Annotated in this window: 16 protein-coding genes; 11 read left to right on the forward strand and 5 right to left on the reverse strand. The window is 41.8% G+C overall.

Features of this window, described 5'->3' with window-relative positions; all coding sequences use genetic code 11:
* The first annotated feature begins 78 nt into the window (after positions 1-78).
* The 9 genes from uxaC to CIK86_RS17190 all read left to right on the forward strand — a co-directional run bounded on the left by uxaC (position 79) and on the right by CIK86_RS17190 (position 10,435).
* Complete coding sequence (gene uxaC / locus CIK86_RS17150) at positions 79-1,527, forward strand: glucuronate isomerase (RefSeq protein WP_086995261.1); 1,449 nt, start codon at positions 79-81, stop codon at positions 1,525-1,527.
* 49 nt (positions 1,528-1,576) lie between these two features.
* On the forward strand, positions 1,577-4,126 hold the full coding sequence (locus CIK86_RS17155; protein WP_086995264.1) for a glycoside hydrolase family 88 protein: 2,550 nt from the start codon (positions 1,577-1,579) through the stop codon (positions 4,124-4,126).
* Between the two features lie 106 nt (positions 4,127-4,232).
* Positions 4,233-5,447 (forward strand): glycoside hydrolase family 88 protein, encoded by a 1,215-nt coding sequence (locus CIK86_RS17160; RefSeq protein WP_254910723.1) that lies wholly within the window; start codon positions 4,233-4,235, stop codon positions 5,445-5,447.
* 3 nt (positions 5,448-5,450) lie between these two features.
* A complete protein-coding gene (locus CIK86_RS17165; RefSeq protein ID WP_254910724.1) occupies positions 5,451-6,215 on the forward strand; it encodes a family 43 glycosylhydrolase in 765 nt (254 codons plus the stop codon).
* Between the two features lie 29 nt (positions 6,216-6,244).
* The gene (locus tag CIK86_RS17170) at positions 6,245-6,550 is read left to right on the forward strand and encodes a hypothetical protein (RefSeq protein WP_013465796.1); all 306 of its coding nucleotides are present in this window, start codon (positions 6,245-6,247) and stop codon (positions 6,548-6,550) included.
* Entirely contained in the window at positions 6,547-6,900 is a 354-nt protein-coding gene (gene tnpB, locus CIK86_RS17175; RefSeq protein WP_254910727.1) for an IS66 family insertion sequence element accessory protein TnpB, read from the forward strand. The genes CIK86_RS17170 and tnpB overlap by 4 nt, the downstream gene beginning before the upstream one ends.
* Positions 6,901-6,939: 39 nt before the next feature.
* The gene (locus CIK86_RS17180) at positions 6,940-8,484 is read left to right on the forward strand and encodes an IS66 family transposase (protein WP_086960352.1); all 1,545 of its coding nucleotides are present in this window, start codon (positions 6,940-6,942) and stop codon (positions 8,482-8,484) included.
* Positions 8,485-8,520: 36 nt separating this feature from the next.
* Entirely contained in the window at positions 8,521-9,471 is a 951-nt protein-coding gene (locus CIK86_RS17185; RefSeq protein ID WP_096317114.1) for a family 43 glycosylhydrolase, read from the forward strand.
* A gap of 1 nt (position 9,472) precedes the next feature.
* Positions 9,473-10,435, forward strand: a complete 963-nt coding sequence (locus CIK86_RS17190; protein ID WP_254910780.1) for an alpha/beta hydrolase — start codon at positions 9,473-9,475, stop codon at positions 10,433-10,435.
* A gap of 75 nt (positions 10,436-10,510) precedes the next feature.
* On the opposite strand, the gene CIK86_RS17195 is transcribed toward CIK86_RS17190, so the two are convergent.
* Positions 10,511-11,875, reverse strand: coding sequence for a hypothetical protein (locus CIK86_RS17195; protein WP_257010477.1), 1,365 nt, complete (start codon positions 11,873-11,875; stop codon positions 10,511-10,513).
* 252 nt (positions 11,876-12,127) lie between these two features.
* On the opposite strand from CIK86_RS17195, the gene CIK86_RS17200 reads away from it, so the two are divergent.
* Both CIK86_RS17200 and CIK86_RS17205 read left to right on the forward strand, forming a co-directional pair.
* Positions 12,128-15,091, forward strand: coding sequence for a TonB-dependent receptor (locus CIK86_RS17200; protein ID WP_086999173.1), 2,964 nt, complete (start codon positions 12,128-12,130; stop codon positions 15,089-15,091).
* 73 nt (positions 15,092-15,164) lie between these two features.
* On the forward strand, positions 15,165-21,335 hold the full coding sequence (locus tag CIK86_RS17205; protein WP_086999171.1) for a pectinesterase family protein: 6,171 nt from the start codon (positions 15,165-15,167) through the stop codon (positions 21,333-21,335).
* Positions 21,336-21,625: 290 nt separating this feature from the next.
* Here the strand turns inward: CIK86_RS17205 and CIK86_RS17210 are convergent, their stop codons facing one another.
* The 4 genes from CIK86_RS17210 to CIK86_RS17225 form a co-directional block, all read right to left on the reverse strand.
* Positions 21,626-22,645 (reverse strand): LacI family DNA-binding transcriptional regulator, encoded by a 1,020-nt coding sequence (locus tag CIK86_RS17210; RefSeq protein WP_086999168.1) that lies wholly within the window; start codon positions 22,643-22,645, stop codon positions 21,626-21,628.
* A gap of 218 nt (positions 22,646-22,863) precedes the next feature.
* Positions 22,864-24,165 carry a TRAP transporter large permease gene (locus CIK86_RS17215; RefSeq protein WP_086999165.1) on the reverse strand — a complete coding sequence of 434 codons (1,302 nt, stop codon included), beginning with the start codon at positions 24,163-24,165 and terminating at the stop codon, positions 22,864-22,866.
* Positions 24,165-24,653, reverse strand: coding sequence for a TRAP transporter small permease (locus CIK86_RS17220; RefSeq protein ID WP_086999162.1), 489 nt, complete (start codon positions 24,651-24,653; stop codon positions 24,165-24,167). Before CIK86_RS17220 ends, CIK86_RS17215 begins: the two co-directional genes overlap by 1 nt.
* A 9-nt stretch (positions 24,654-24,662) precedes the next feature.
* Positions 24,663-25,640, reverse strand: a complete 978-nt coding sequence (locus tag CIK86_RS17225) for a TRAP transporter substrate-binding protein (RefSeq protein WP_254910779.1) — start codon at positions 25,638-25,640, stop codon at positions 24,663-24,665.
* Between the last annotated feature and the right edge of the window lie 34 nt (positions 25,641-25,674).

Here is a 25,674-nt window from a genome sequence, read left to right on the forward strand (position 1 = left end):
TGCCACGCGATGTCAGTGTAATTCACCTTTAAATGCCACCGGTGGCTAACAGTAAAAAGAACAGTTAAGGAACCTTCCATGTCTAGCAATATTGAACCTTTAGAATTGCACCCAGATCGTTTGTTTTCAAGCGATCCTAGCGTCGTTGCAATCGCTAGAAAGTTATACGAATCAATTAAAGACTTACCGATTATTAGTCCGCACGGTCACACTGATCCTCGTTGGTTTAATGAAAATGAAAACTTCGGCAATGCCACCGAGCTATTTATAAAACCCGATCACTATGTGTTTAGAATGCTCTACAGTCAAGGTATCCCAATGACTGATTTAGGCGTGCCAGAGCATGGTCTGCAAGGCGATATGGCTCGCTCTAAAGCAGCTAAGCCTGAAAAAGTATGGCAAATTTTTGCTGATAACTATCATCTCTATGCTGGCACGCCAAGCGGCTATTGGCTTGATGCGGTATTTAGTGATGTATTTGGTTTTACTGAAAAACTATGCGCTGAAAATGCACAACACTACTATCAAAAAATTACTGCCGCATTAGCAACACCCGAGTTTACGCCGCATGCATTGATGGACCGCTTTAATATTGAACTAATAGCCACAACTGAAGGTGCGCTAGATCAGTTACCACATCACCGCGCAATTGCAGGCTCTGCAATGGCAAAACGTGTGATCACCACCTTTAGACCTGATGATGTTGTTGATGCTAGCCGCGAAGATTTTATCGACAACGTAATTAAACTTGGTGAGATAACCGGCCAAGATACATCAACTTGGCAAGGTTATTTAGCAGCAATTCAAATACGTCGTGATTACTTCCGTGTTGAAGGGCGTGCAACGGCAACCGATCATGGCCACCCTACTGCATTAACTGCTGACTTATCTACAGCTGAGTGTGAAGCATTATTTGAAAAATGCCGAACAGGCAATTCATCTGAGCAAGAGCAAGAGTTATTCCGAGGCCAAATGCTTACTGAGCTTGCAGGTATGAGCATTAAAGACGGCTTAGTGATGCAAATTCACCCTGGTGCCCATCGTAATCATAACCAAGCGGTATTTGATCAATTTGGCCGTGATAAAGGCTGTGATATTCCAAGCCAAACTGAATACGTTAATGCGTTAAAACCACTATTAAGTAAATACGGGAATCACCCGGATCTTAAAATCATCTTATTTACGTTAGATGAAACTACCTATAGTCGTGAACTTGCGCCACTAGCAGGTCACTACCCTAGCCTTAAATTAGGCCCAGCTTGGTGGTTCCATGACAGCCCAGCAGGTATGCTACGTTTTAGACAACAAACAACGGAAACAGCAGGTTTTTACAATACAGTTGGTTTTAATGACGATACCCGTGCATTTTTATCTATCCCCGCTCGCCATGATGTTGCACGCCGCGTTGACTGCCGTTACTTGGCTGAATTGGTAGCTAATCATCAAATTAGTGAAAGTACTGCGCAGACACTGGCTTATCAACTAACCTATGGGCTAGTGAAAAAAGCATATAATCTCGATAAATAACAATAATAGAGCCACTTAATTTAAGTGGCTCAACCATTGAGGACACACCATGACTTTAAAAACATCACTGTTATCAAAGCGCATTATGATGGGAACAGCTCTAGGCTCTAGCCTTTTACTGGCTGCCTGCCAAGAACAAGCTGACCTTAAAACACCATTGCAAGCAAGTGAGACAAATTCACTCAGTAGCGCACTAGTTGCTAAAGTAGACATTGTTAATCCATCTTCATTTAAGCGCCCTGATGAGCCAATCTATCTTAGCTATTACGATTTAGGCCTTAGCCAAACCGCGGCTTTAACTGTAAAAACAGCGCAGCAAGTGTTACCTAGCCAAGCAGTAGATATTAACTCAGACGGTAAACTTGATGGTGTGTATTTTATTGTCGATTTAAATGATACACCGATTGAAGTCACCATAACACAGCAAAGTAAACCAGTAATCACAGCACAAACAAAACGTGTTCAAGCTGATCTTGCCCATAAACAAGGTGGTCAATGGCAGCCTCATTCTCGTCCGCCAAAACACCAAGTTGGCACAGGTAAAAAAGAGTATGTAGGCGGTGAATTTAAAAATGTTGATGAGTTAACGCCACCAGATTATTACACCGATCATTCAAATTGGATCCGTTACGAAGGCCCAGGTATTGAGTCAGATAAAGTGGGTTATCGTTTTTACCTTGATTGGCGCAATGGCTTTGACATTTTTGGTAAATTAACCGCAGCCCCTGTTTTACATACTGTTGGCCTTGATGGTTATGACTCTTATCATGACAAACAAGATTGGGGAATGGACATTCTCAAAGTGGGCAAGTCTTTAGGTGCAGGCGGATTTGGTTTGCTAGGTAGTAATGATGAGCTGGAACATGTCGCTGATGTGACCCAGCGCACAGCACGGATTATTGAAAATGGTGATTTACGCGCCAGTATTCAAATTGAGTATCAAGGCTGGCAAAACAGTTACCAACAGCAAGATTTAACCGCAAACATTAGTATGCATGGCGGCTCACGTTTAGCACATGTAGAACTGAGCACTGATAAAGACTTGTCTAATTTAGTGGCCGGTGTGGTCAAACACCCTGAGACTGAGTTTATTCAAGGTGATCTCGATGCAATGAGTAATTATGGCTACAGTTATATTGCCAGTTGGGGCAATCAAAGTTTAGATAAATCAGCTTTAGGTATGGCGGTTTTCTTTAAAAAAGGCGATGTTATTGACGTACGCCAAGATAAAAATAACTACCTTGCAGTACTAAAACCAAAAGGGCAAAGTATACAACATGCAGATTACTATTTTGCCTCAGTGTGGCAGCCGGAAAGTGGTATCAACGATAAAGAAAGCTTTATTGAGTACCTTGATCAACAAGCTGAAAGGTTGACAATTAAACCACGCATTACTTTGCACACCACAGTTACAGCAAAAAAAACGACGCAACCGCTTAATGATAAATTAGCCCTTGAATGGGCCCGCGCCCTTGCCGATTCAGAGCTGAAAAGAAAAACACTAGGCTACCATGCCAATGGCTGGGATGCTAACCGTAAGCGCAGCCCAAAGTTTGAATACGACATTATTGGTTTACAACCTTATGCCTATTATCAATTGGGGCTGGCAACTGATGAGCAAGCTTATAAGGATGTAATTGCCCAAGTTACTGGCAGCTTTATTGATCAGCAAGGGAAAATCAGCGCCTATAAACAAAGCAATTTTAATATTGATAATATTCCACCCGGTCGCAACCTTATTCAGCTATACCAAGATACCCAGCAGCAACAATACTTATTGGCTGCAAAAGCTTTGCGCGCACAATTACAGTTACAGCCACGTACATCACAAGGCGCATTTTGGCACAAAAACAAATATCAACATCAAGTGTGGCTAGATGGAGTTTATATGGGTATGCCTTTTTTAGCCCAATATGCCAGCTTATTTGAAACAGGCCACCAGCAACAAGAAACCTTCGCTGAGGTGGTAAACGAATTTAAGCTCACTCGGGAAGCACTACGCGATCCAAAAACAGGGTTGTACTATCACGGTTGGGATGAATCTAAACAGCAAACATGGGCGAATAAACAAACCGGTGTTTCCGCAGAGTTTTGGGGCCGTGGTATGGGTTGGCTCGCTATGGCGGTGGTTGATGTACTCGATTACATCCCAGCAAAAAACACAGAGCAACGCGATACCTTACTCGCCATGGTAAAAGAGTTGGCCACTGATATTGCCAAAGTTCAAGATACTGATACCGGCACATGGTGGCAAGTTTTAGACAAACCAACGTCTTTAGGTAACTACCAAGAGTCAACTGCAACAGCAATGTTCGCTTACTTTTATGCAAAAGCACTTAATAATGGCTATATCGATGCTGATTATCAAGACACCGCGCTTGCAGCGTATCAAGGTTTACTTAACCAATTTACATTAGTACATAGTGATGGCACGGTAAGTATGACTAACCAATGCTATGTTGCAGGCCTTGGTTTTGGCCGTGATGGTAGTTATCACTATTATATGAGCGAGCCGGTCAGCAAAAATGATCCAAAAGGAAATGGTCCCTTCATTCTAGCAAGCCTTGAAGTAGCTAAGCTTCTAGCTGGTAACAACTAACCAGTCATAGAACAGCCTGCCGGTAAGCAAAATCCAGCGCATTTTTGCTTACCGGCTAACACTCACTTCCCTTCAACAACATCAGCACACTAGCTCATAAGGATTTATGATGCGTATACTTAACACCAATAAAAACAGCGCAAATAAAAATATTTTTTCATTTTTTATCTGCTGCTTACTCTGCTCAATAATGAATGTGTCTGCACAAAATAATAACAACTCACCGAGCTATGCCGTGCAAATGGCTAACTCTGAGATGACTCGTAATCCACAGGCGTACACCATTGATTGGCGCACTGAAGCGCGCTGGGACTACACCCATGGCTTAGTGTTACTGTCATTTGCCAAGCTCTATCAGCATCAACCAAAGCAACGCTATTTCAATTACATTAAAGAATATGTAGACGCTTTAGTAATGGAAGATGGCAGTATTAAAACCTACGTAATGAGTAAATATAATCTCGACATGCTCAATGCCGGCAAGTTACTGTTTTTTATGTTTGATGAAACAAAAGACCGTAAATATCGCCTTGCTCTCGATACTTTATATGCACAGTTCAAATTACAACCTCGCACAATTGATGGTGGCTTTTGGCATAAAAAACGCTATACCTCGCAAATGTGGCTTGATGGTTTATATATGGCAGCCCCCTTTTATGCCGAATATATCCGCCGCTTTGGGACAGTAGATCAGTATGATGATGTTATAAAACAGTTTGAATTAATTGAACAACATACTTATCGCAGTGACACCTCTCTACCTGTACATGGCTGGGATGAATCTAAACAACAGCGTTGGGCTGATAAAAAAACCGGACAATCACCTAATCATTGGTCGCGCTCTATCGGTTGGTACGCCATGGCAATGGTTGATGTATTAGATCAACTACCGAATGATCAGCCTAAAAAAGCGTGGCTATCACAGCGCTTTAATACATTGATAGATAACATGTTAAAGCTGCGTTCTGACTCCGGTGTATGGTATCAAGTTACAGATAAAGGTGAATTACGCGGCAATTATTTAGAGTCGTCAGGCAGTGCTATGCTCAGCTATGCGATTGCAAGAGCTGTTAATCAAGGTTACTTGTCTGATAGCTACCAAGTGATTGCAAAAAATACCTTTAATGCTGTAGTTAGCAACTTTATTAAACGTGAAAAAGATAATACCTTATCAATCCAACAAGTATGTGAAGTAGCAGGACTTGGCGCAAATCCATATCGAGATGGCAGCTTTGCTTATTACATCAGTGAAAATGTACGCGCGAACGATCCTAAAGCAGTCGGCCCTTTTATTCTTGCTAGTTTAGAAATGGAGAAATAACCTATGCTAAGCAACAAATACTATTTCTATTTAGCACTTTTTCTCGCTTGCTTAAGTAGCAGCCTAGGTTATGCAAAAGAGTCGAAATTACTATCGTCAACACACACTCAAAGCTCGTGGCAAGCAGATCTTGGTAATGGCGAATATAAAAACCCAATCTTGCATGCCGATTATTCCGACCCGGATGTAGTCACTGTTAATGGCGATTATTACATGACAGCATCTAGCTTCAACTCTGCACCTGGCTTGCCTATTTTACACTCTACCGATTTAGTCAATTGGCAGTTAATAAATTATGCGCTGCCAATACAGCTGCCACAAGAGCACTTTGCAAAAGTACAACATGGCAACGGCGTATGGGCACCAACAATCCGTTTTCATGATAATAAATTTTGGATTTTTTACCCTGATCCTGATTTTGGTATTTATGTAACCACAACAGATGATCCTGCTGGAACTTGGTCAACCCCACAGCTTATTTTAGCGGGTAAAGGATTGATCGACCCGGCACCTTTATGGGATGACAACGGCAAAGCGTACTTAGCACATGCATGGGCAAAAAGCCGTGCTGGCTTTAATAATGTACTAACGCTGCGTGAAATGAAAGATGACGCAAGTTGGGTCAGTGATAAATTTACACACATTGTCGATGGTAAAAATCACCCTGGATATCGAACCATTGAAGGTCCTAAATTTTATAAACGTAACGGTTACTACGTAAGCGCGCAATTAAACCCACATACCAATATTAATGCTACCTATGCATAATTTACTCAGCATATTAACCTGAGGTAATTATGAATAAACAGCAAAAAATAAAACACTGGCAAGGCATTTTTGAGCAGCAAAAATCGAGTGGTTTAGCCATCATTCAATTTTGTCGTGATAACAACATTAACGCATCGACTTTCTATGTTTGGCGTAAACGCCTTTCTGACGAAACGATAAGGGTTAAAAAGCAACAGGTGATCCCGTTTGTTATTCATGAGCAAGCCTTTACACACCCTTCAATCATTAAACTCACCACACCAAACGGCTATCAAATAGACTTCGAGTCGACATTAGCTAACCAAACGCTAGCCAAATTATTGAGCGTACTGTGACACCTTGCACCCACCAAGTTTACTTGGTCACGGGATTCACCGACATGCGAAAATCAATCAATGGGTTAAGTATTATTGTCAGCGATACCCTATCTCTCGATCCTTTAAGCCAAGCGTGGTTCGTTTTTTGTAATAAACAACGCGATAAATTAAAAATTTTGTTTTGGGATACCAATGGTTTTTGGCTTTATTATCGTCGCTTAGAGCAAGGACGATTTCAATGGCCAAATCATGCTCAAGCACACGTAGCCATGGGGATTGAACAACGGCAGTTACAATGGTTATTATCTGGCTTACCGGTAAATAATAAAACCCGCCACTCAACTTTATCAGGGTTATCAGTGATATAAATTAACCAGATCGTTTTTTTTACTTGAACGATCTTTCCCATGTGTCATGCTATTAAAATGCCAGACACTATTCTCATCACCGAACTACAAAATCAGCTTGCACTTATGCAGGCTAAGCTTGATGGCTTAGAAAAAGATAAAATTTCACTGCAAGAAGATAAGGTTGAAATGCAATCGCGGATTGACCACTTGCTTGCTGAGCTTAAGTTAAGTAAATCCCAAAAATACGGTAAAAAAAGTGAAAAAGCCCCACGGGGCACCTTCAATGAAGCGGAGCAGCATAAAACGACTGAGCCGCCTAAACACCATAAGAAAGGTAAACAAATACTGGCTGAGCACTTTGAACGAGAAGAGGTTGAGCACACCTTAACCGAGTTAACGTGTCAGTGTTGCGGTGAACAACTACATCAATGTGGTAGTGAAGACAGCGAGCAAGTGAAGATTATTCCGGCGAAAGTCAGTGTCATTAAGCACAAACAATTTAAATATGCTTGCAGACATTGCGAGCATGAACAATTGGCCAGTAAAATAATCACCGCGCCTAAACCCAAGCAGCCTATTCCTGGCAGCATTGCGAGTCCAGAAGCGTTATCGGCGGTTGTTACGGGCAAATACTGCGATGCCTTACCGCTTTATCGTTTCGTTGACATACTGGGCCGTGGCGGCCTTGAACTATCGCGCGGAACATTAGCTAATTGGTGTATTAAAGCGGGCCTGCTAATCAGCCCCTTAGTGGCAGCCATGCAACGTCACTTGCTTAGTGAGCACAGTTTATGTGCCGATGAAACCCGTACACAAGTGTTAGATGAAGGTGACAACCCTAGCAGCAATTCCTACATGTGGGTTTATCGCAGCAATGAGGTCAGCCGTGAGCCTGTCGTGATTTACGATTACCAAGCAGGTCGAAGTCGCGCTTGCGCAAAAGAATTTCTTGCCGGTTATCAAGGCTATTTACAGTGCGACGGTTACCGTGTTTATGACGGTATTGAAGGCATTACCCCTGTTGGTTGCTGGGCACACGCTAGACGCAAATATAACGATGCCTTAAAAGCAGAGTCGAAAAACAAAGGTCGAGCGCATAAAGCCATCAGCTTTATCAGCCAATTATATAAACTGGAAACCCACGCTAAAAACAAACAGTTATCTCCTCAAGCGCGGTATCAGTTACGACAAGAAAAAGCCTTACCCATATTAATGCACTTTAAAGCGTGGCTTGATGAAGCCGAAGGTAAAGTAACGGCGGGGAGTTATATTGGCAAAGCGATAAAATACACGCTTAATCAATGGCCGAAATTAATGCGGTATAGTGAAGATGGCGAACTAGGGATTGATAATAATATTACTGAGCGAGATATTCGGCCGTTTACCACTGGTAGAAAAAACTGGCTATTCTCAAAATCGGTTAATGGTGCTCAGGCCAGCGCGATACTTTATAGTATTGTGATGACGTGTCGTGCTAATGACATCAATCCGTATTACTACTTTGTGCATTTATTTAAAACGTTGCCGAATCGAGATGAGGGTGATGATGATTTTACCGACCTAATGCCGTGGAATGTGCAGCTAGACTTCGATTATAGCTAAGCGCACTGCTTAAATGCGCGCTTACGTTACTACTATATTTTTGCGCCTGCGGGTGGGGTAGATTTAGGTTGGCAATCGGTATTTAGAGCAAAAAAAATTACCGGTCCCTATGAAGCCAAAGTAGTAATGGCGCAAGGTAATTCAGTGATCAACGGTCCTCATCAAGGTGCGTGGGTTCACACCCAATTTGATGAGGACTGGTTTATTCACTTTCAAAGCAAACAAGCGTATGGTCGAATCACCCATTTACAACCTATGCGCTGGGACAATGATTGGCCAATCATAGGCATAGATAAAAATGGTAATGGAACTGGGCAACCGGTTTTACAGCACACTAAACCTAGAAGCAAAATTAACCCACAGCCCACCAGCATAGTGGACAATGATGAATTCAACAGCGCTGAGCTAAGCTTATTATGGCAATGGAATGCAAATCCAAGTAACAGCTGGTATTCACTGACAGACAACCCCGGCTTTTTACGCTTATACTCGCAGCCAATTACAGCACAAAACAATACTAATTTATGGTCAACGCCTTCATTGTTACTACAAAAAATTCCCGCAGAGCAATTTGCTTTTACAACCACATTGCAGGTCAACAAAACAAGCTCAGCGAGTTCCTCAGGACTAATTTTATTTGGTGAAGACTATGCATGGATTGGTATCAAAACATCTACTACTGGCGAACAACAGCTAGTCTATGTGCACTGTTTTAATGCGAGAAAAGGCTGTAAAGAAAGTATCGTAGAACAACAACCACTGACACAACCCTATCTTGAACTAAAAGTCGTTCTACAACCAGGCGCCACAGCCATTTTTAGTTATAGAACCGCTGCAAGTGCTGAGTTTCAAATTATTGGTGAACACTTTCAAGCTAAAAAAGGCCGCTGGGTAGGTGCTAAGTTAGCCTTATTTAGCCTGTCGCAAACTCCTGGCGCTAGCAACTATGCCGATTTTGACTATGCCCGTTATGACACTTTGGATTAAAATGAATATGTTTAAATATCAAAAGTTGAACTTTTTTGCCGTATTATTGCTATGTGTTCAGCCATGCATAGCAGCTGATTACACCGTTGAAAATACTTATAAAAAACTAATCAAACACTATCCACACATGCAGGTGCCCGCAACGACACTTCCTGACTCTGTCATCGCTCATAAAGCACTGGTTTACAAGCAAACTAAAACCAGTGCACAGACTTTAGATATTTATCAGCAAAAGCAGCAAACGCAAACAGCGCCTTTGATCATATTGATCCACGGGGGTGGTTGGCAATCAGGCACCCCCGCATTAATGACAGCACTTGCAATTGCGCTGGTAGACCGTGGTTATATTGTTGCTGCGCCCAGTTACCGCCTCAGCGAGGAAGCGCCTTATCCTGCAGCAGTTGAGGATTTAGTTGATGCGTTTTATTGGCTTAAAAATAATGCTGATCAGTATAATATAGACAGCACTAAGATTGCTTTATCGGGCGGCTCTGCGGGTGGCCAATTAGCTGCGTTATTAGCCTACAGCGGCGGGGTTATTGATAATGCCGATACTGCCTCGAAGCGAATTAATGTCCAAGCGCTGATAAATATAGATGGCTTAAGTGATTTCACCTCAGCTGAAGCATTACCATTTGAAAACAATCCAGCTAAAGCCGTCACTTCAGCCAGTAAATGGTTAGGAGGCCGTTATGAAAGCATCCCACAGCGTTGGCGCGGTGCATCACCTATTTTCTATATTGATAAAAACGCGCCTGCGACACTCTTTATTAACAGCTCAGTGCCACGCTTTCGCGCAGGTCGAGACAGCGCAATATTAAAGCTAAAAGAGCTGCATATAACCAGCCAAGTTTATCAATTCGAAGACGCACCACATTCCTTTTGGTTATTCCAGCCGTGGTTAACGCCAACGACTGGTGTTATTGATGACTTTTTAACAGCACAATTCGCTAACAATCGTTGAACACTATTGAAGTTATAATCGAAAGCCATTTTGACTTAACAATTCTATTTAAGTCTTAAAGTGGCTTTTACTTTATTAGTTGCTAAGTGAGTTTAAATACGCCACTAAAACCTGCTCTTTAGTGGCATTTTTAAATTGTGGCTGATGTTGTTTTAGCCAGTCATCATCCACACCATCTTGATCTGTATCAGAGATTGCTGCAAAGCCTAAAAATTGCTTTTCATAAGTATCCCAATCACCTATTAATTCAAATTCGTGGTCAATTAAACCGTTTTTCTTGATTGACACAGCGTCTGTTAATTGCTGATAAACTAAGTTATCAACATTATCAATAAATCGACCATGTGCATTGCGACTTGCACCTATATCTTGCCCCTTAATGGCATCAGTAAATGCCTGCTCAGCACTAACATAAACCAGCGTTGTTTGCATAGGTGATGTAATGATTGCTTTATCACTTAACCACTGACTATTCTCATTACTGATGGTGCGTTTTGCTTTAACTGCTTTGCGATAATTTACACCTAAGTAATTATGCTCAGTAAGTTGTGGATTGTTCTCAAGTACATTCCCCATAATATAGGCTTGATTTTCTTTGATCTCCGGTGAGTACCAAATATCAGCAAACTGCATTCTCTTACTTGCTTTACCTGGCTTGTAGTAATTATTGATCAGGTTAAAACGACCATTTTCAGATCCATACACATTATTATGCCCCCAGTTAAAAATAATATTATTGATAAGCTCAACAAACTCTTCATTTTGTGGGTACGGTGATTTAAGCCGATGACCATTGATCCTTGGTGTTCTACTGGCATGATTGGCAATTATATTATTAATAAAGCTGGCATTTACGCCGCCCCAAATACCACCATAACCATGATCGCCTTTAGGGTGAATTGAATGGCTTAAACTGTGCGAAATCATTGAGTTTTGTAACGTAAAGTTACGGTTATTATAAAAGCTCGCAGTTTCATCCACGGACCAACTCAATGAACAATGGTCAATAATCACATTTTCACTGTTACGTACCGTTAAAGAATCATCGGCATAGCCAAAAGTACCTAAGCGAAAGCGTAAATAACGAATAATCACATTATCAGCGGCAGATACCGTAACCGGAGCCCCGACAATTGCAATCCCACCTGGCGAACTTTGCCCTGCAATGGTTATATTACCGTGTGATATTTTAAGCTCCCCTGCCAATTTGATCACACCCGATACCGCAAATACGATAGTGCGAGGATGTTTTTGTTTAATTGCATAGCGAAGACTGCCTGGCTGTGGCTTTTCAACGTTATCTTCTAATGTAGTCACTCTATAAACGGTGCCATCAACGCCGCCGGTCGCGTACTTACCAAACCCTTTTGCAGTTGGAAAAGCCAATGGCGTGTTAACTTGTACAGCGTATAAATTAGTCGAAACAAAAATCGTCAACACAGTAATGATGCTTATTAATACGATATTGAGATAGTTTAAATTATTATTCTTCAGAACTTGCATAATGTTCCTTGGCTATTTCGTTTTTAATGCTGGTTAAAATAAAAATTGTCAATATGTAAATTGACAGTTTCATTAATACAGTGTTAACTTCATGTTATTTCATTTTGCCACCGGTGGCAAGTTGGGATTTGAATCAACGGGAATCGCATATCTTGCACACACAATTAAAAGCCTGGAAAAGGAACAAAGATGAAGAGCATGAGATTAAGCACGATCGCAGCAGCATTAATGGTAGCTATGCCACTTTATGCGCAAACAGCTGATCCTGTACAGCCAAAGGTAGAAAGTGACAAACCAACAACAAACGCCGAAATAACAGCAGATAAAAAAAACGTAGAAGCTGAAGATGATATTGAAATCATTGCTGTAACAGGCGTTTATCAAGCAGATTTAAAAGCACGTGCTATGGAGCGCGATGCAAAAGCATTTAGCTCAGTGATTGCCACGGATGACATGGGAAATTTTGTTGACCAAAATGTTGCAGAATCACTGCGTCGAATTCCAGGTGTGACACTTGAACGCAGTGAAGGAGAAGGAAAATACATTGCGGTGCGTGGTTTAGGCCCTAAATTCGTATCAGTGAGCATGAATGGTGCAGAACTCTCTGGCGCGGGTGATGACCGTAAAATTGGCCTTGATGGCATCACCAGTGATTCACTCGGTGCCATTGAAGTATTTAAAACCCTTACCCCAGATATGAACCTCAATTCAATTGGTGGTGCAGTAAACGTTAAAGCCATCTCTGCGTATGATCGTGGCAAAAACACATTAAAAATGAAGCTTCAAGATTCATACAGTGAATTACGTGAAGAGCAATCGCCTAAATTTAGCATTGATGGCACACAACTATTTTTAGACGAGAAAATAGGGGTTGGTTTTGCTCTATCCTATGAAGATAGAAAAACCCAAGTAGATGAAGTACGCCATCATAGCACCCGCGAATTAAACTTTTTACAAGGGGGAATTGGTCTAAGCGAAGAAGAACTCAGTGTCGCGCCAGAAATTTTGATCCCCGCGCAACTCGAAAACCGCCGTGAAATAGCCGACAGAGAACGTACCACTGCAACACTTAATGTTGAGTTTAAACCAACCGCAGACAGTTTTTATTACATTCGTGGTAACTACTCAAATTACACCGATAATGACGTCGCCCAAAGAGAGTTTTATAACTTTTATAATGGCGACCAAGCAGATGAGATTATCTATGTAAATGCTGATACAAAAGAGTTTGCACTGTCTGATATCGATATTTACAACCAATTTTTCATTCAAGAAGGTGAAACAACTACAACCAATTACAGCATCGGTGGTGAAAACTATATTACCGATACTTTACGTGTAGATTATGAATACGCGTATTCTAAAACAGATGATAAATCTGTGGGTGATCGCCGCGTGCAATTTCGTGAGCGCGAAAATATTGTCTACGGTCAAGGTAGTAAAAATAATATTGTTGCGAAAGTGCTTACTCCTGAAGAAGCAGCTGCCTTAGGTGGTTTTGCGTTAGATCCAGATAATGATGTTTTTGCCGGTGAAGCCGATGGTGATATCAGCGATTTATCAAATATGGAATACGACAACTTATTTATGGAAGACAGTGTCCGAACAGACGAAGTCACGAGTATCAAGTTAAACTTACAAAAAGACTTTGATTTTGAGTACCTGAATTTCATTAAAATTGGTGGCACTTATAACGAACGCGAACACTTTCGTGATAAAGATCGCTGGAGCTATGCAATAAATCCACTGGACTGTGGCACAGATGAAACCTGTATTACCGTCGCCAACTCAAATGTGACAGATTATAACTTCGCGGTGCCTGAAGGTGGCTTATTTACCTACCCTTTTGTTAGCAACGAAGACCTTGAGTACATGGTTGACTCAACAAAAATTACACGCGACAGTGCCACCGGTGGCGAGGTATCAATCGACAGCACTAAAGAAGACTATACCTTATACGAAGATACCTACGCAGCCTATATTATGGCTGAGCTGCAGCTATCAGAGCAGGTAAGTGTTATTACCGGTGTTCGCTATGCACATACCGAGTTTTCATCAACCGGTTATATGTCATTATCAAATGATGATTGGAATTTTGGCGGAGATCACACCTTAGATATTTCGGTGCCTTTACCTGAAGCATCTATTACCTACAGTGAATTTTTTCCAAGTATGCATATACGCTACGAACCGAATCCTGAAATGTTAGTGCGTACGTCACTTTGGACTAGTTATACTCGCCCTTCATTTAAACAAGCCCGTGGTTTTGCACGTTTTGATAGTGATATTAGCTTATGTGATCCAACAACCAACGAATGCTACAGCACCCCTGACGGGCAAAGTGCCATTGATTTACAAGGCTATATTTTAGGGCCTGACAATGCGCTACAAGTAGGTAACCCAAATTTAGTGGCCATGACCTCAGATAACTTTGATGCCTCATTTGGCTGGTATCCATCCAAAGAGTTATTTATGGAAGCAGCGGTATTTTATAAAAATATTGATAACTTCATCGTCGATGTCACCGGTATTCAAATGAGCATCGATGAGCTACCGCTTACTTTACCTGTAAACCAAGTGTCTGATTTTGCTATTCCTCAAGATCTAGCTCTCAATCAGGTTGATATCACCCTCAATGGTGATAAAGCCACTGTGTACGGTGTAGAGCTCAGTTACAACCAATTCTTCGAAAATGGCTTATTTTGGCAAAGTAATATGACCTTTGTAAAAAGCGAAGCCGAACTCGACGCCACTATCCGTCAAGACAAAATGCAGTTACCTGGCCAAGCAGATATCACCGGTAATGTTGCTGTTGGTTGGGAAAATGAGACTTTCTCGTTCCGCCTAATTAGTAATTATCGCTCAGATATTCTTGAAGAGGTTGGCTCTTGTCCCGTATCAGCTTCCGTATCAGACCCCCACACCTGTAAGTCATGGGCTGATATATACCAAGACGATATCTTAACCTTTGATATGAAAGTGAAATATGACTTCACAAAAAGCCTCAGCGTGTACTTTGACGCGATTAACTTAACCGATGAAGCGGATTTACGTTACTTCAAAGGGAATGATTTAGCCGGTGGTGAAATTCTCTACCAACGAGAAGATTATGGCCGTACGTTCCAGTTGGGTATGAACTATAAATTTTACTAATAATAAAAAACTAACTTATTAATACCACACACAATTAACGCGTATAAAACACGCTTCATCCTTGGAGGGATGCATGAATAATACAATAAGAATACCATCGTGTTTGCTGATCAGCTTGATCTTAGCAGGCTGCGGTGAAGAAAGTTCAGTTAATGTCAAAGAAGCACCGCTGCCACCTATTCAAGGGGTGTTTGTTGACAGTCCAGTTGCCGGTTTAACTTACAATAGTCCGTCGGTCAGCAATGGCGTGACGACTGCTGAAGGTCAGTTCGATTACTTTAGAGGTGAAGCTATCGATTTCTCTATCGGTGCACTTACCTTCCCTACGGTTTCCGCTGCCAACGTACTTACTCCACTGGCTTTATTTTCAACAGATACCGTGTTTCACCCTGCTGTTATAAATAGCTTACGTTTATTGCAGTCACTCGATGTTGATGGCGATCCTAGTAATGGCATCACCATTAGCGCGCAAGCTGCGCAGGCAGCTCAAATGACGCTTAGTGAAGGTCAAACAGTGACTGATTATTTCAGCAGCGATGAATTTGAGGCTAACGTTAATGCATGGCTCGCTGATGCAGGCTCAGCCAACAGTACTTTAATTCCAGCTGATCAAGCTATTGTGCACTTTGTCGATTTTATTTTTAAGCAATACAACAGCACTCAGCCTTTAGCATTTAATACTGCTGATTTTACCGGCACCATTTACAACCCACTAGTACAAGGCAGTGAAGCAAGCATTGCACAGTTAGTGTTAACACCAGACGATGAAGCAAACCTTGCAGGTATTTTTAGTCATGTTGTAGATGGCAGTGAGACTACAACCGGTAGTTATACATTTTTATTCGGTAATCGTGTACTTGCATTAACATCTGGTGAAGGTGAGTCTGCTACCACTGAGTATATTATTTCTCGCTCCCACAATACGGTTAATAATACTTACAGCGTTTGTGCCACCAGCGATCCGGCAGAATTGGCAACACTGGTGCTTACTTGTGATAGTAATGATGATGCTAAAAACAATATTTTAGTGTTCTCCGAGCAGCAAGCGCAAGAAGAGCTCATAAAGCTTAACGATCTCGCAGAGCAAGCAGGCTTAGCCCTAATTGAAGAATTTGATACTGACACTGAAACGTTTTTCTCATCAAGCTATAAAAGCTTATCTGATGAGCAAGGCAGCGGCCCATTGTATTTTAAAAGCGGTGGTAGCGCAGAAATTGACGACATTGCAGGCCAACTAATTCTCGAAGGCGACCGTATTACCATCGGTAATACCCTGCCTGGTAAAGAATCAACAGCGGCTGATACCTCAGGTGTGGGGATTTATAATTTAAGCGAAGGATTTACCATCAGCTTTGATGTTATTTCTCACAATGGAGCCGGTGGCCTTTCGTTGTATGTTGATAATAATACCGCCAGCCAAAGTAATTCAGTGCATGGCGGTGCTTCAAAGTTTTATGGTAAAGACATAAACGAAACCAACACCCCTGCAGGTCAACGGTTTTCATATACCTACATTCCAGGCGAAGATATAAATACTGGCCCAGATCTGACTCATGTCGATGCCCGCGGTATTTTAAACCCAGATATTAAAAATTCGTACTTTCAAATACGCACTGATTCAGCTGCCATGATGGTCATTGATAACTTAACCATTGAAACTGTCGCTACAGATGTTCCTGATGTTGAACCGCCGGTTGAGCCACCCATTGTTCCTCCTGTAGAAGGTGAGATCCCAACAGTAGAATTACCAATCACCACTGACTTTACCACACTCACTGCAGATATTTTCTCTGTTGATCATCAAAAAATTATTGATGCTAACGGCGATGAAATACCCATGTTTAGCAAAACGGGTGGCTCAGTCACTGTGATTGATACCGGTTTAGAGCTCGATGGTGGTCGTTTCACATTAGGTAATACTACGCCAGGTATTGAAACCGCCGCAACAGATACCACCACCAGTGGTGCTTTAGATTTGTCTCGTCCGTATCAAGTGGTGATGGATATCGTCAGTGTGAGCGACCCTGAAGGGGATAATAAATTCCAAATCTATGTGGATAACAACTCATCAAGCAGCTCTAAATCAATCCATGGTAATTACTCTCGCTTTTATAATGAATTAATCAACTCGCTTACTGCTGGCCAAACTTTAACAGTCCCAGGTCAACTTGCGACTAAAAATTCATTTTTACAGCTACGTACTGAAACAGGTGGCACTGTGGTTATCAATAACCTCAGAGTTGAGTATGTTAAAGATCCATCAGTATTTAGCTGCGCAGATGCGCCAGAGCTGTATTTTTGTGATGACTTTGCCAATGGTGATTTAACTAATTGGCAAATTTTAGCCAAGCCAGATAACACTGAAGCCCCAATGGGTGAGTTTGATGTACTCGACATTATGGGCAATAGCATGATGCGTTACACAGCAGGTGGTGCTGGTGGTGAGCTGATTTTAGCCACTGAAGAAGCGATGGCTAACGTGCCGACTACAGGTAACTACTTTGTTGAAGCGAAAATCCGTCCACGCCAAAATAGCACCACGGCCAATAAGCAAATTTACTTAATGGCACGCTATTTAAATGCCGGTAACTGGTACGCTGGTGGCTTAAATGTGCAAAACTCATCAAGCAGTACCCAAGTGGAAGTTGCCGTGAGTAGCGAAGGCTCAATTGCGCGTCCAGTGCAAACAAAATCACCCATTTTACTCGGTGAAAAAGGTGCTACAGAAGATGGCGTTTGGTACACCACTCGCTTTGAGATGATTGATGATCAACTAACCGTATACTTAAACGGTGAAATAATGGGCACGGCTAGTGATACCAGCTATACCGCGCGTGGTTTGATTGGGGTGTTTACGAACAATCGATCGTTTGAAATTGATGATGTAAAAGTGGGCGACCCAAGCATCAAACCAATTCAGCTAACCCTTGATTATAAAGAGCCAGCTTGGGATACTAGTACCACTATGGACCCACTTGTGATCAATGTCACAGCAATCAAAAACGATGGCATCACAGCTGATACCTACACTGTCACGTCAAGTAATGATGCAGTGCTAAGTGTAAGCATCGATGCGAATATGATCACCCTAACGCCGATTGCTGCAGGTGACGCAATAGTCACGTTTGTATCAGATTCAGATCCAAGTATTACGCGTACTATTAAAGTATCTGTTGCAGAAGGCTTTGTAATGCCAACTACTGTCTACGGTGACTTAACAACTAAAGTAATGCCAGCGATTGCTAGCGATAATCAATTTGTTGACACTCAGTTATCTATCACTTTTGATAATGCCCCTACCTTTGGCAGTTTAGGTGAAGTACGTATTTATAAACAAAACGACAACACCCTAGTTGATACCCTCAAAGTGGGTAAAAGTGTCGATGTAATTGGCTACACAGGCCAAGATAGACTGCGCTCTGTGTATTACTTCCCGCTTAGCCTTGAAGGTAATACTTTAACGATCAAGCCACATAATAATGTACTTGAATATGGCCATACCTATCGTGTTGTCATTGGTGATGATGTGGTAATAGGCGCACAATTAAACGGAACTGACTTTGTCGGCTTAGGTGATAATAGCCAATGGACGTTCACCACTAAAGTCAATGCACCAGCGGGCAACCAACTATTGGTTGATGACGATGGTGTTGCTGACTTTAGAACCGTGCAAGGTGCCCTCAACTTTGCGATGGCAAGCCTTGGCAAAGACGAACAAACCACTATTTCTATAAAAGATGGTATCTATAATGAGTTGCTGTTCTTACGCAATAAAAATAACGTAACCATACAAGGGCAAAGCCAAGACAATACTGTTATTCAGTACGAAAACTACGAAACACTTAATGGTGGTTCTGGTGGCAGTGCGCCTGTAGGTTCTGGCACACCGGGTGGCGGTCGTGGTGTATTTTTAGTTGAAGGTGCCGATATGTTGACCCTCAACAACCTAACATTAAAAAATACTCACTTGCGTAACAAGGTTGATTCAAACCAAGCTGAAACGATTTACTTTAATAGTAATGGTCGTTTAGTGGCTAATAATGCCAGCTTTATCAGCGAACAAGATACCCTATTACTGAAAGGTTATAGCTGGTTCTATAACAGCTTAGTCGCTGGTAATGTTGACTTTATTTGGGGCTATCCAGTTACTGCGTTATTTGAAAATAGCGAAATTCGCACTATTGGTGACTCTAAAGATAATGATCCAACTAAAGACACCTCTGGAGGTTATGTATTACAAGCACGCGTACCAGTGGCGACTGATCCTGGGTTTATCTTCTTAAACAGTAGTTTTACCCATGGCCCAGGCCCAATTGGTAATGATGTGCTTGATAACTCAACCTATATTGCACGCAGTGGTGGCAGCGATACATATTTTGATAACATTACGCTTATCAATAATAAGTTTGACACTCACATTGCAACCTCAGGTTGGGCAGTGCAAGGGGTGAATGATCAACCGGCTCCAAACCCTGAAGTTGCAACTGCTACCAGTGGCTGGCGCGAGTATGGCAGCATGGACTTAGCAGGTAATGCCCTTGATTTAAGTGCTCGTGTTGGCGGTTACATTATGCAAGACGGCGACGTGATTAACTTACTTGACCGTAACGCTATTTTTGCCAGCTTTAACGATGGCCAAGGTTGGACACCTGAACCACTTGCCATCCCAGTATTACCCGATGAGCCAGTTGCAATAACACCGGTGAATAATAACCTGGGTTTTGCTGGTTATAATTTTAACCTAACCGGTGGCGCAGGAGGCACTGTGGTAACGGTCGATAATGGCACAGCGCTTAAATCGGCTTTAGCACAAGCAAAATCATCTGGTGTTCCAGTGACTATTTATGTGGATGGTGTCATTACTGATGCGAACAGCGGCGGTGACAATTCTTCCATCGAAATTAAAGATATGGATAATATCTCCATCATCGGTGTAGCAGATCGTGGTGAGCTAAGTGGTATCGGCATTGCTATTCGCCGTGCTAATAACATCATTATTCAAAACTTAAAAATCCACGAAGTACTTACCGGCGGTAAAGATGGTATTTCGATAGAAGGTGATGAAAATAAACCAACCGCGAATATCTGGATCGATCATAACGAGCTCTATTCATCGTTAAATGTTGATCAAGACTATTACGATGGTTTAATCGATTCTAAATCAGGAGCTGAAAACATCACTATCTCGTATAACTATATTCATGATAGTTGGAAAACATCGCTACATGGTCACAGTGATGATGACTCAAGTAGCAACAAGAATCGCCATATTACCTTTCACCATAACCGGTTTGAAAACATTGTATCGCGAGTTCCGTTATTTAGATTTGGTCAAGGTCATCTCTTCAACAACTATTATAACAATATCACCTCTAGCGCGGTTAACTCTCGAATGGGTGCAGAGCTACATATTGAGAATAACTACTTTGAAAATACTAAAAACCCTATAGTGTCATTTTACTCAAAAGTAATTGGTTATTGGAATACTTCGGGTAATTACTTAGGTGAAGGCGTGAGCTGGGGCGATGTGGCTGATGGTGATGTGGCAGCAGAAGTAACAGCTTCGGGCATAACGCCAACCAGCTCTTACCAAGCACCTTATGAGTATACTTTGACGCCAGTTATGGATGTTAAAGCCCATGTGATTGCCCATGCAGGTATTGGTAAAATTGATCAAAGCAATTTGGATATTCCAGAGGTTGATACGCCAACTGAGCCGCCAGTACAACAGCCTCTTGGTTTACCATTTACTGAAAACTTCTCAGCAGCGAATACTGACGAATTTTTTAGCAATAGTTACCGTGATTTATCTGGCGTAGCAGGCTCAGGTACCCCACTTTTCCACCGTGTTACTGGCACTGTGGAAGTATCTGCAGGGCAATTAACCATGACCGGTGCGCGTATTAGTATTGCGAATACTACACCAACTGTAAGTACAACCTCAGCAGATGCAAGCACGACGGGCTTACTTGATTTGAGTAACAGCTATCAAGTGAGCTTTACAGTGGCAGATGTAACAGGTAATACCGCCAAGAGCTTCCAGATATATGTTGATAATAATACCTCTGGCAGCGCAAATTCAATCCATAGCGGATCATCAAAGTTTTATTCAGTAAAACTTGAAGAACTCATCCCTGGTCAAACTTATACAGTCGATGGATTGGTAGCCACTGATACTTCATTCATCACTATCAGAACGGAAAGTGAAGCCACTATCACATTGGATGAAATTACCATTCAATAATTGTAATGAGAGCAGCCAAGTGCTGCTTTGAAACAATTTGATAGTTACCAATACCCTTGCCCCGCACAGCAAGGGTATTTTTTTATCCATCTCATTGTCCTAACTTTTAAACAATGAACATCAGATTGAAGGCATCATAAAGTTAAAGTTTTTGAATTGATATTAGAGTCAAACGTGGCAGGACTTGCACCACTCAAAATGTGTCCGAGACATTACAAAAAGTAAACGCCCTACTGTCAGTAAGGCGTATTGTATCTCTGCAAGCAAGAGGTTAAGGGGGTTTATCTATGCTATTTAACGCATCTATTAGTAGATTCACGCTTCACTAAATAGGGAGTGATCACTTCATCAAGCTTTACACGTTCGCTTTGAGTTGACTGACTTTTATTAATTAACTTTTGCACCGCTAAGCACGCCATATTCTGCACAGGCCTGCGAATGGTGGTTAACGATGGAATAATCCGTGAAGCCAAAATGTTATCATCAAAGCCTGCAACCGAAAGCTCATCCGGTACTTTGATATTCAGGTTATTAGCAACACGTAACACCCCTGCGGCCATTTCATCATTATTAGCAACAATGGCTGTTGGGCGCGGCTCGGTGCTTAATAAACTCATCGCACACTCAATACCACTTTCGTAACTGTTTTTACCTTCGACAATACGATGCGCGGGCAATTGCACATTGCACACTTGTAACTCGGCCAAAAAGCCCGCCAAACGCTCAATTGATGAACGATACACTTGCGGACCAGAGATAAAACCAATGTCTTTATGACCAAGCTCAACTAAGTAGCTGGCCATTTCTTTCATCGCCGCGCGCTCATCAGAGACAACAATGTTGTCAGCATCATCTAAATCAACGGATGCTAAACGCACATAAGGACAACCCGCATCGCGAATAGCAGCGGCAAGTTCTTTATTTTCTGATACCGGTGGCAAAATAATGACACCATCGAGTTTAGAACGCGAGATAAATGACAAACAATCATCAATAAATTCAGCGCTTTTAGAGTAACTTGGATGTACAACCAGCTCATACCCCAACTCGGAGCACACACTTAATGCACCACGTTGAACTTGGTCAATGTACAGTGCATCGGGGTTATCGTAGATCAAACCTAATAAGTAAGAACGACTAGATGCTAAGCCACGCGCTTGTTTATCTGGTGAGAAGCCAACTTCTTTTATTATTTGTAAAACCCGCTCACGGGTAGCCTCGCCAACTGCCCCAGAGCGGTTGATCACGCGCGATACAGTGCGTTTCGACACACCGGACAATTTCGCCACATCATTAATCGTTACTGACATAAAAGTTCCTGTTTTAGGATGTAATCAAAGTTTAACACTAACCCTAGGTTCATAAAAGTCTCTAGTCAGCGGTTCTCTCAATGAAAGTAAATAACCTGTACATCTAGATAGTTAATCCCTTAACAGTGTTCCGGTTAAGGAATAAGAATAGTCTGATTATAAAAGTAAAATGGAACTAATTTAGTTCCATTTAGTGCCGTTTTCAATTTCAGTTAATGTTACTCTATTAGCCCAAATAAGCGAGGTAACGTTTCACTAATTGCCGGCACATAGGTCACCAGCATTAACACCAAAAACATCACGCCATACAGTGGTAACATTGGCTTGATGATTTTATGCAGTGATGTTTTTGCCACCGCACAACTGACAAACAATACACTGCCTACCGGCGGCGACACTAAGCCAATTGATAAGTTAAGCACAATCATAATACCAAATTGAATTGGTGACATACCAAACTGCTCAGCTACCGGTAAAAATATCGGCGTAAATATCAACACAGCAGGTGTCATATCAATAAACGCCCCAACCAAAATCAATATCAGGTTGATCAGCAGTAAAATTAATAATGGATTATCACTGAGTGTTAAAAAGAACTCACTGACCAGTTGCGGAATGTGCGTGTATGACAATAACCATGACATGCCCGACGATGCCGCAATAATCAACATAACGATGGCCGTTGTTTCACATGCTTTTAAAAGCAAAGCTGGTAACTCAGCAGGGTTTATTTCACGATAAATAAACACCGACAGCACTAACGCATAAATAACCGCAATAGCCCCGGCTTCGGTTGCCGTAAATACGCCACCAATAATGCCGCCAATAACAATAAAAATAAGCAATAAACTCGGTAAAGCAGCGAGTATTTTTTCAAGCACAATCTTAAATGGTAAACGTGCGGTTACTGGGTAATTATTTTTAATCGAGTAGATTGCACAAACAATCATCAGTGCCAGCCCGACTAAAATCCCCGGTAAGTAACCGGCAATAAACAAAGCAGCAATCGACACCCCGCCGCTGGCAATTGCATAGATAATTAGAATATTACTCGGTGGTATTAGCATACCTGTGGTGGCTGCACTGGCAGTCACTGCCGCCGCAAAACTGGCACTGTAGCCATGTTTTTTCATTTCAGGCACCATAAAGCTACCAATCGCTGAGGTTGCCGCAACGGCCGAGCCTGAAATTGCCCCAAATAACATACACGACATAACATTCACCAGTGCTAAACCGCCAGGTAAAAAGCCGATCATCGCCATCGCACATTCAATTAGCCGTTTCGCAATGCCGCCTTGGCCCATTATCAAACCTGATAGAATAAAAAACGGAATGGCGAGTAATGCAAAGCTATCAATACCCCCTGCCATTTGTTGGGCGATGGTAGTGGTGGCTGGTGTGAAATCGATATGCATTAACAGCGCCGCTAAAGTTGACAGCGCAATACACAAAGAAATAGGCACATTGATAAATAACAATACAAAAAAACAAACGATTAATACAATTGCAGTTAAATCCATTATGCTTGCTCCTTGAATGTTTGCTGAGTGTAATTAACTAAGTTTTCGATGCAGTTTATTACAATCAGCACCCCACTTAGCGGTAACACGATATACACGTAACCCATGTTAATACCTAATGCTGCTGACGTTTGTTCTAACTCAAAGCTCAACATCATTAAACGACTACCACCATAAACCAAGATGCTCAATGCAGTGAATAACACGCAAATTTCAATCACAAAGGAGCATTTATACCTAAGTGATGGGATCATTTTCTGATAAAACAGATCAAGCCCTAAATGAGCTTTGGTGCGATACGCATAGGACGCGCCTAACACCCCGATCCAAATCAGTATAAAGCGGGCTAACTCTTCTGTGTATGAGCTGGGTGCATGTAAAATAAACCGTGAAAAAACTTGCCAACAAACGACGGTTACAATCGCTATCATGGCTAAAATCAGTAATCGCTCGATGATGCGATTTAAGTGTGTGTTTAGTTGTCGCATTGTGTGCCTCTACATGCTTTTTATTTTTTTAATATACTCTGCAACCGCTGTATTAGCGAACGAAGCATGAAAATCAGCCACTTTATCTTGAAACGCTTGCTTATCTGGGTAAGTCACTTCTACGCCTTCAGCAATCACCGCTTTAAGTGCTTCATCGGATGCGTTTTGCCACAGTGAACGTTGATACTCTACAGAATCAGCCATGGCTTGGGTTAACCACTGCTGTTGTTCACTATTGAGCGAATTCCACACATCTAGACTTGCTAAAATAACGTCTGGCACGAAAGTGTGCTCGTCCAGTGAATAATATTTAGCAATTTCATAATGACGAGATAGGTAATAGCTTGGCGGATTATTCTCTGCGCCATCCACGACCCCTTGTTGCAATGCGGCATATAATTCACCCCATGCAATCGGTGCTGCTGCGCCGCCTAACGCTTGTACTGTGGCGACTGCTGTTGGGCTATTTAATACCCGTATTTTTTTACCGATTAAATCATCCGGGGTATTAATCGCACCATTGGTAGTGTAAAAACTACGACTGCCCGCATCGTAATAACCTAAGCCTTTGAGCCTTGCTGTAGCTACTTTATTAAGTAACTCAGTGCCCAAGTCACTTTTTAACACCCGCCAAAAATGCTCGCTATCACGAAACAAATACGGGATACCAAATACTTTCATCTCTGGTACAAAGCCCTCGAGTGGACTTGCCGATACTTTAGTGATGGATAAACTGCCTATTTGCAGTAATTCAATAAGTTCACGCTCTGATCCTAGTTGGCCACCTGGATAAATAACAATTTCCATTGTGCCATTTGAATAAAACGCCAAACGTTCGGCCATATATTCCATTGCTTGATGCACCACATGGCGAGTATCGAGTGTATGCGCCATGGTCAGTCGCAGCGTTTTTTTATCATCGCTACAGCTACTAAGCAAAAATAACGAAAAAACCAGCATTATCTTTATGAGAAGATTTCTATTCATTATTATTTCTTCTTATCGCTATTTGATCTCAAAT

This window comes from Pseudoalteromonas sp. JB197 (assembly GCF_002332205.1).
Taxonomy (GTDB): Bacteria; Pseudomonadota; Gammaproteobacteria; order Enterobacterales; family Alteromonadaceae; genus Pseudoalteromonas; species Pseudoalteromonas nigrifaciens.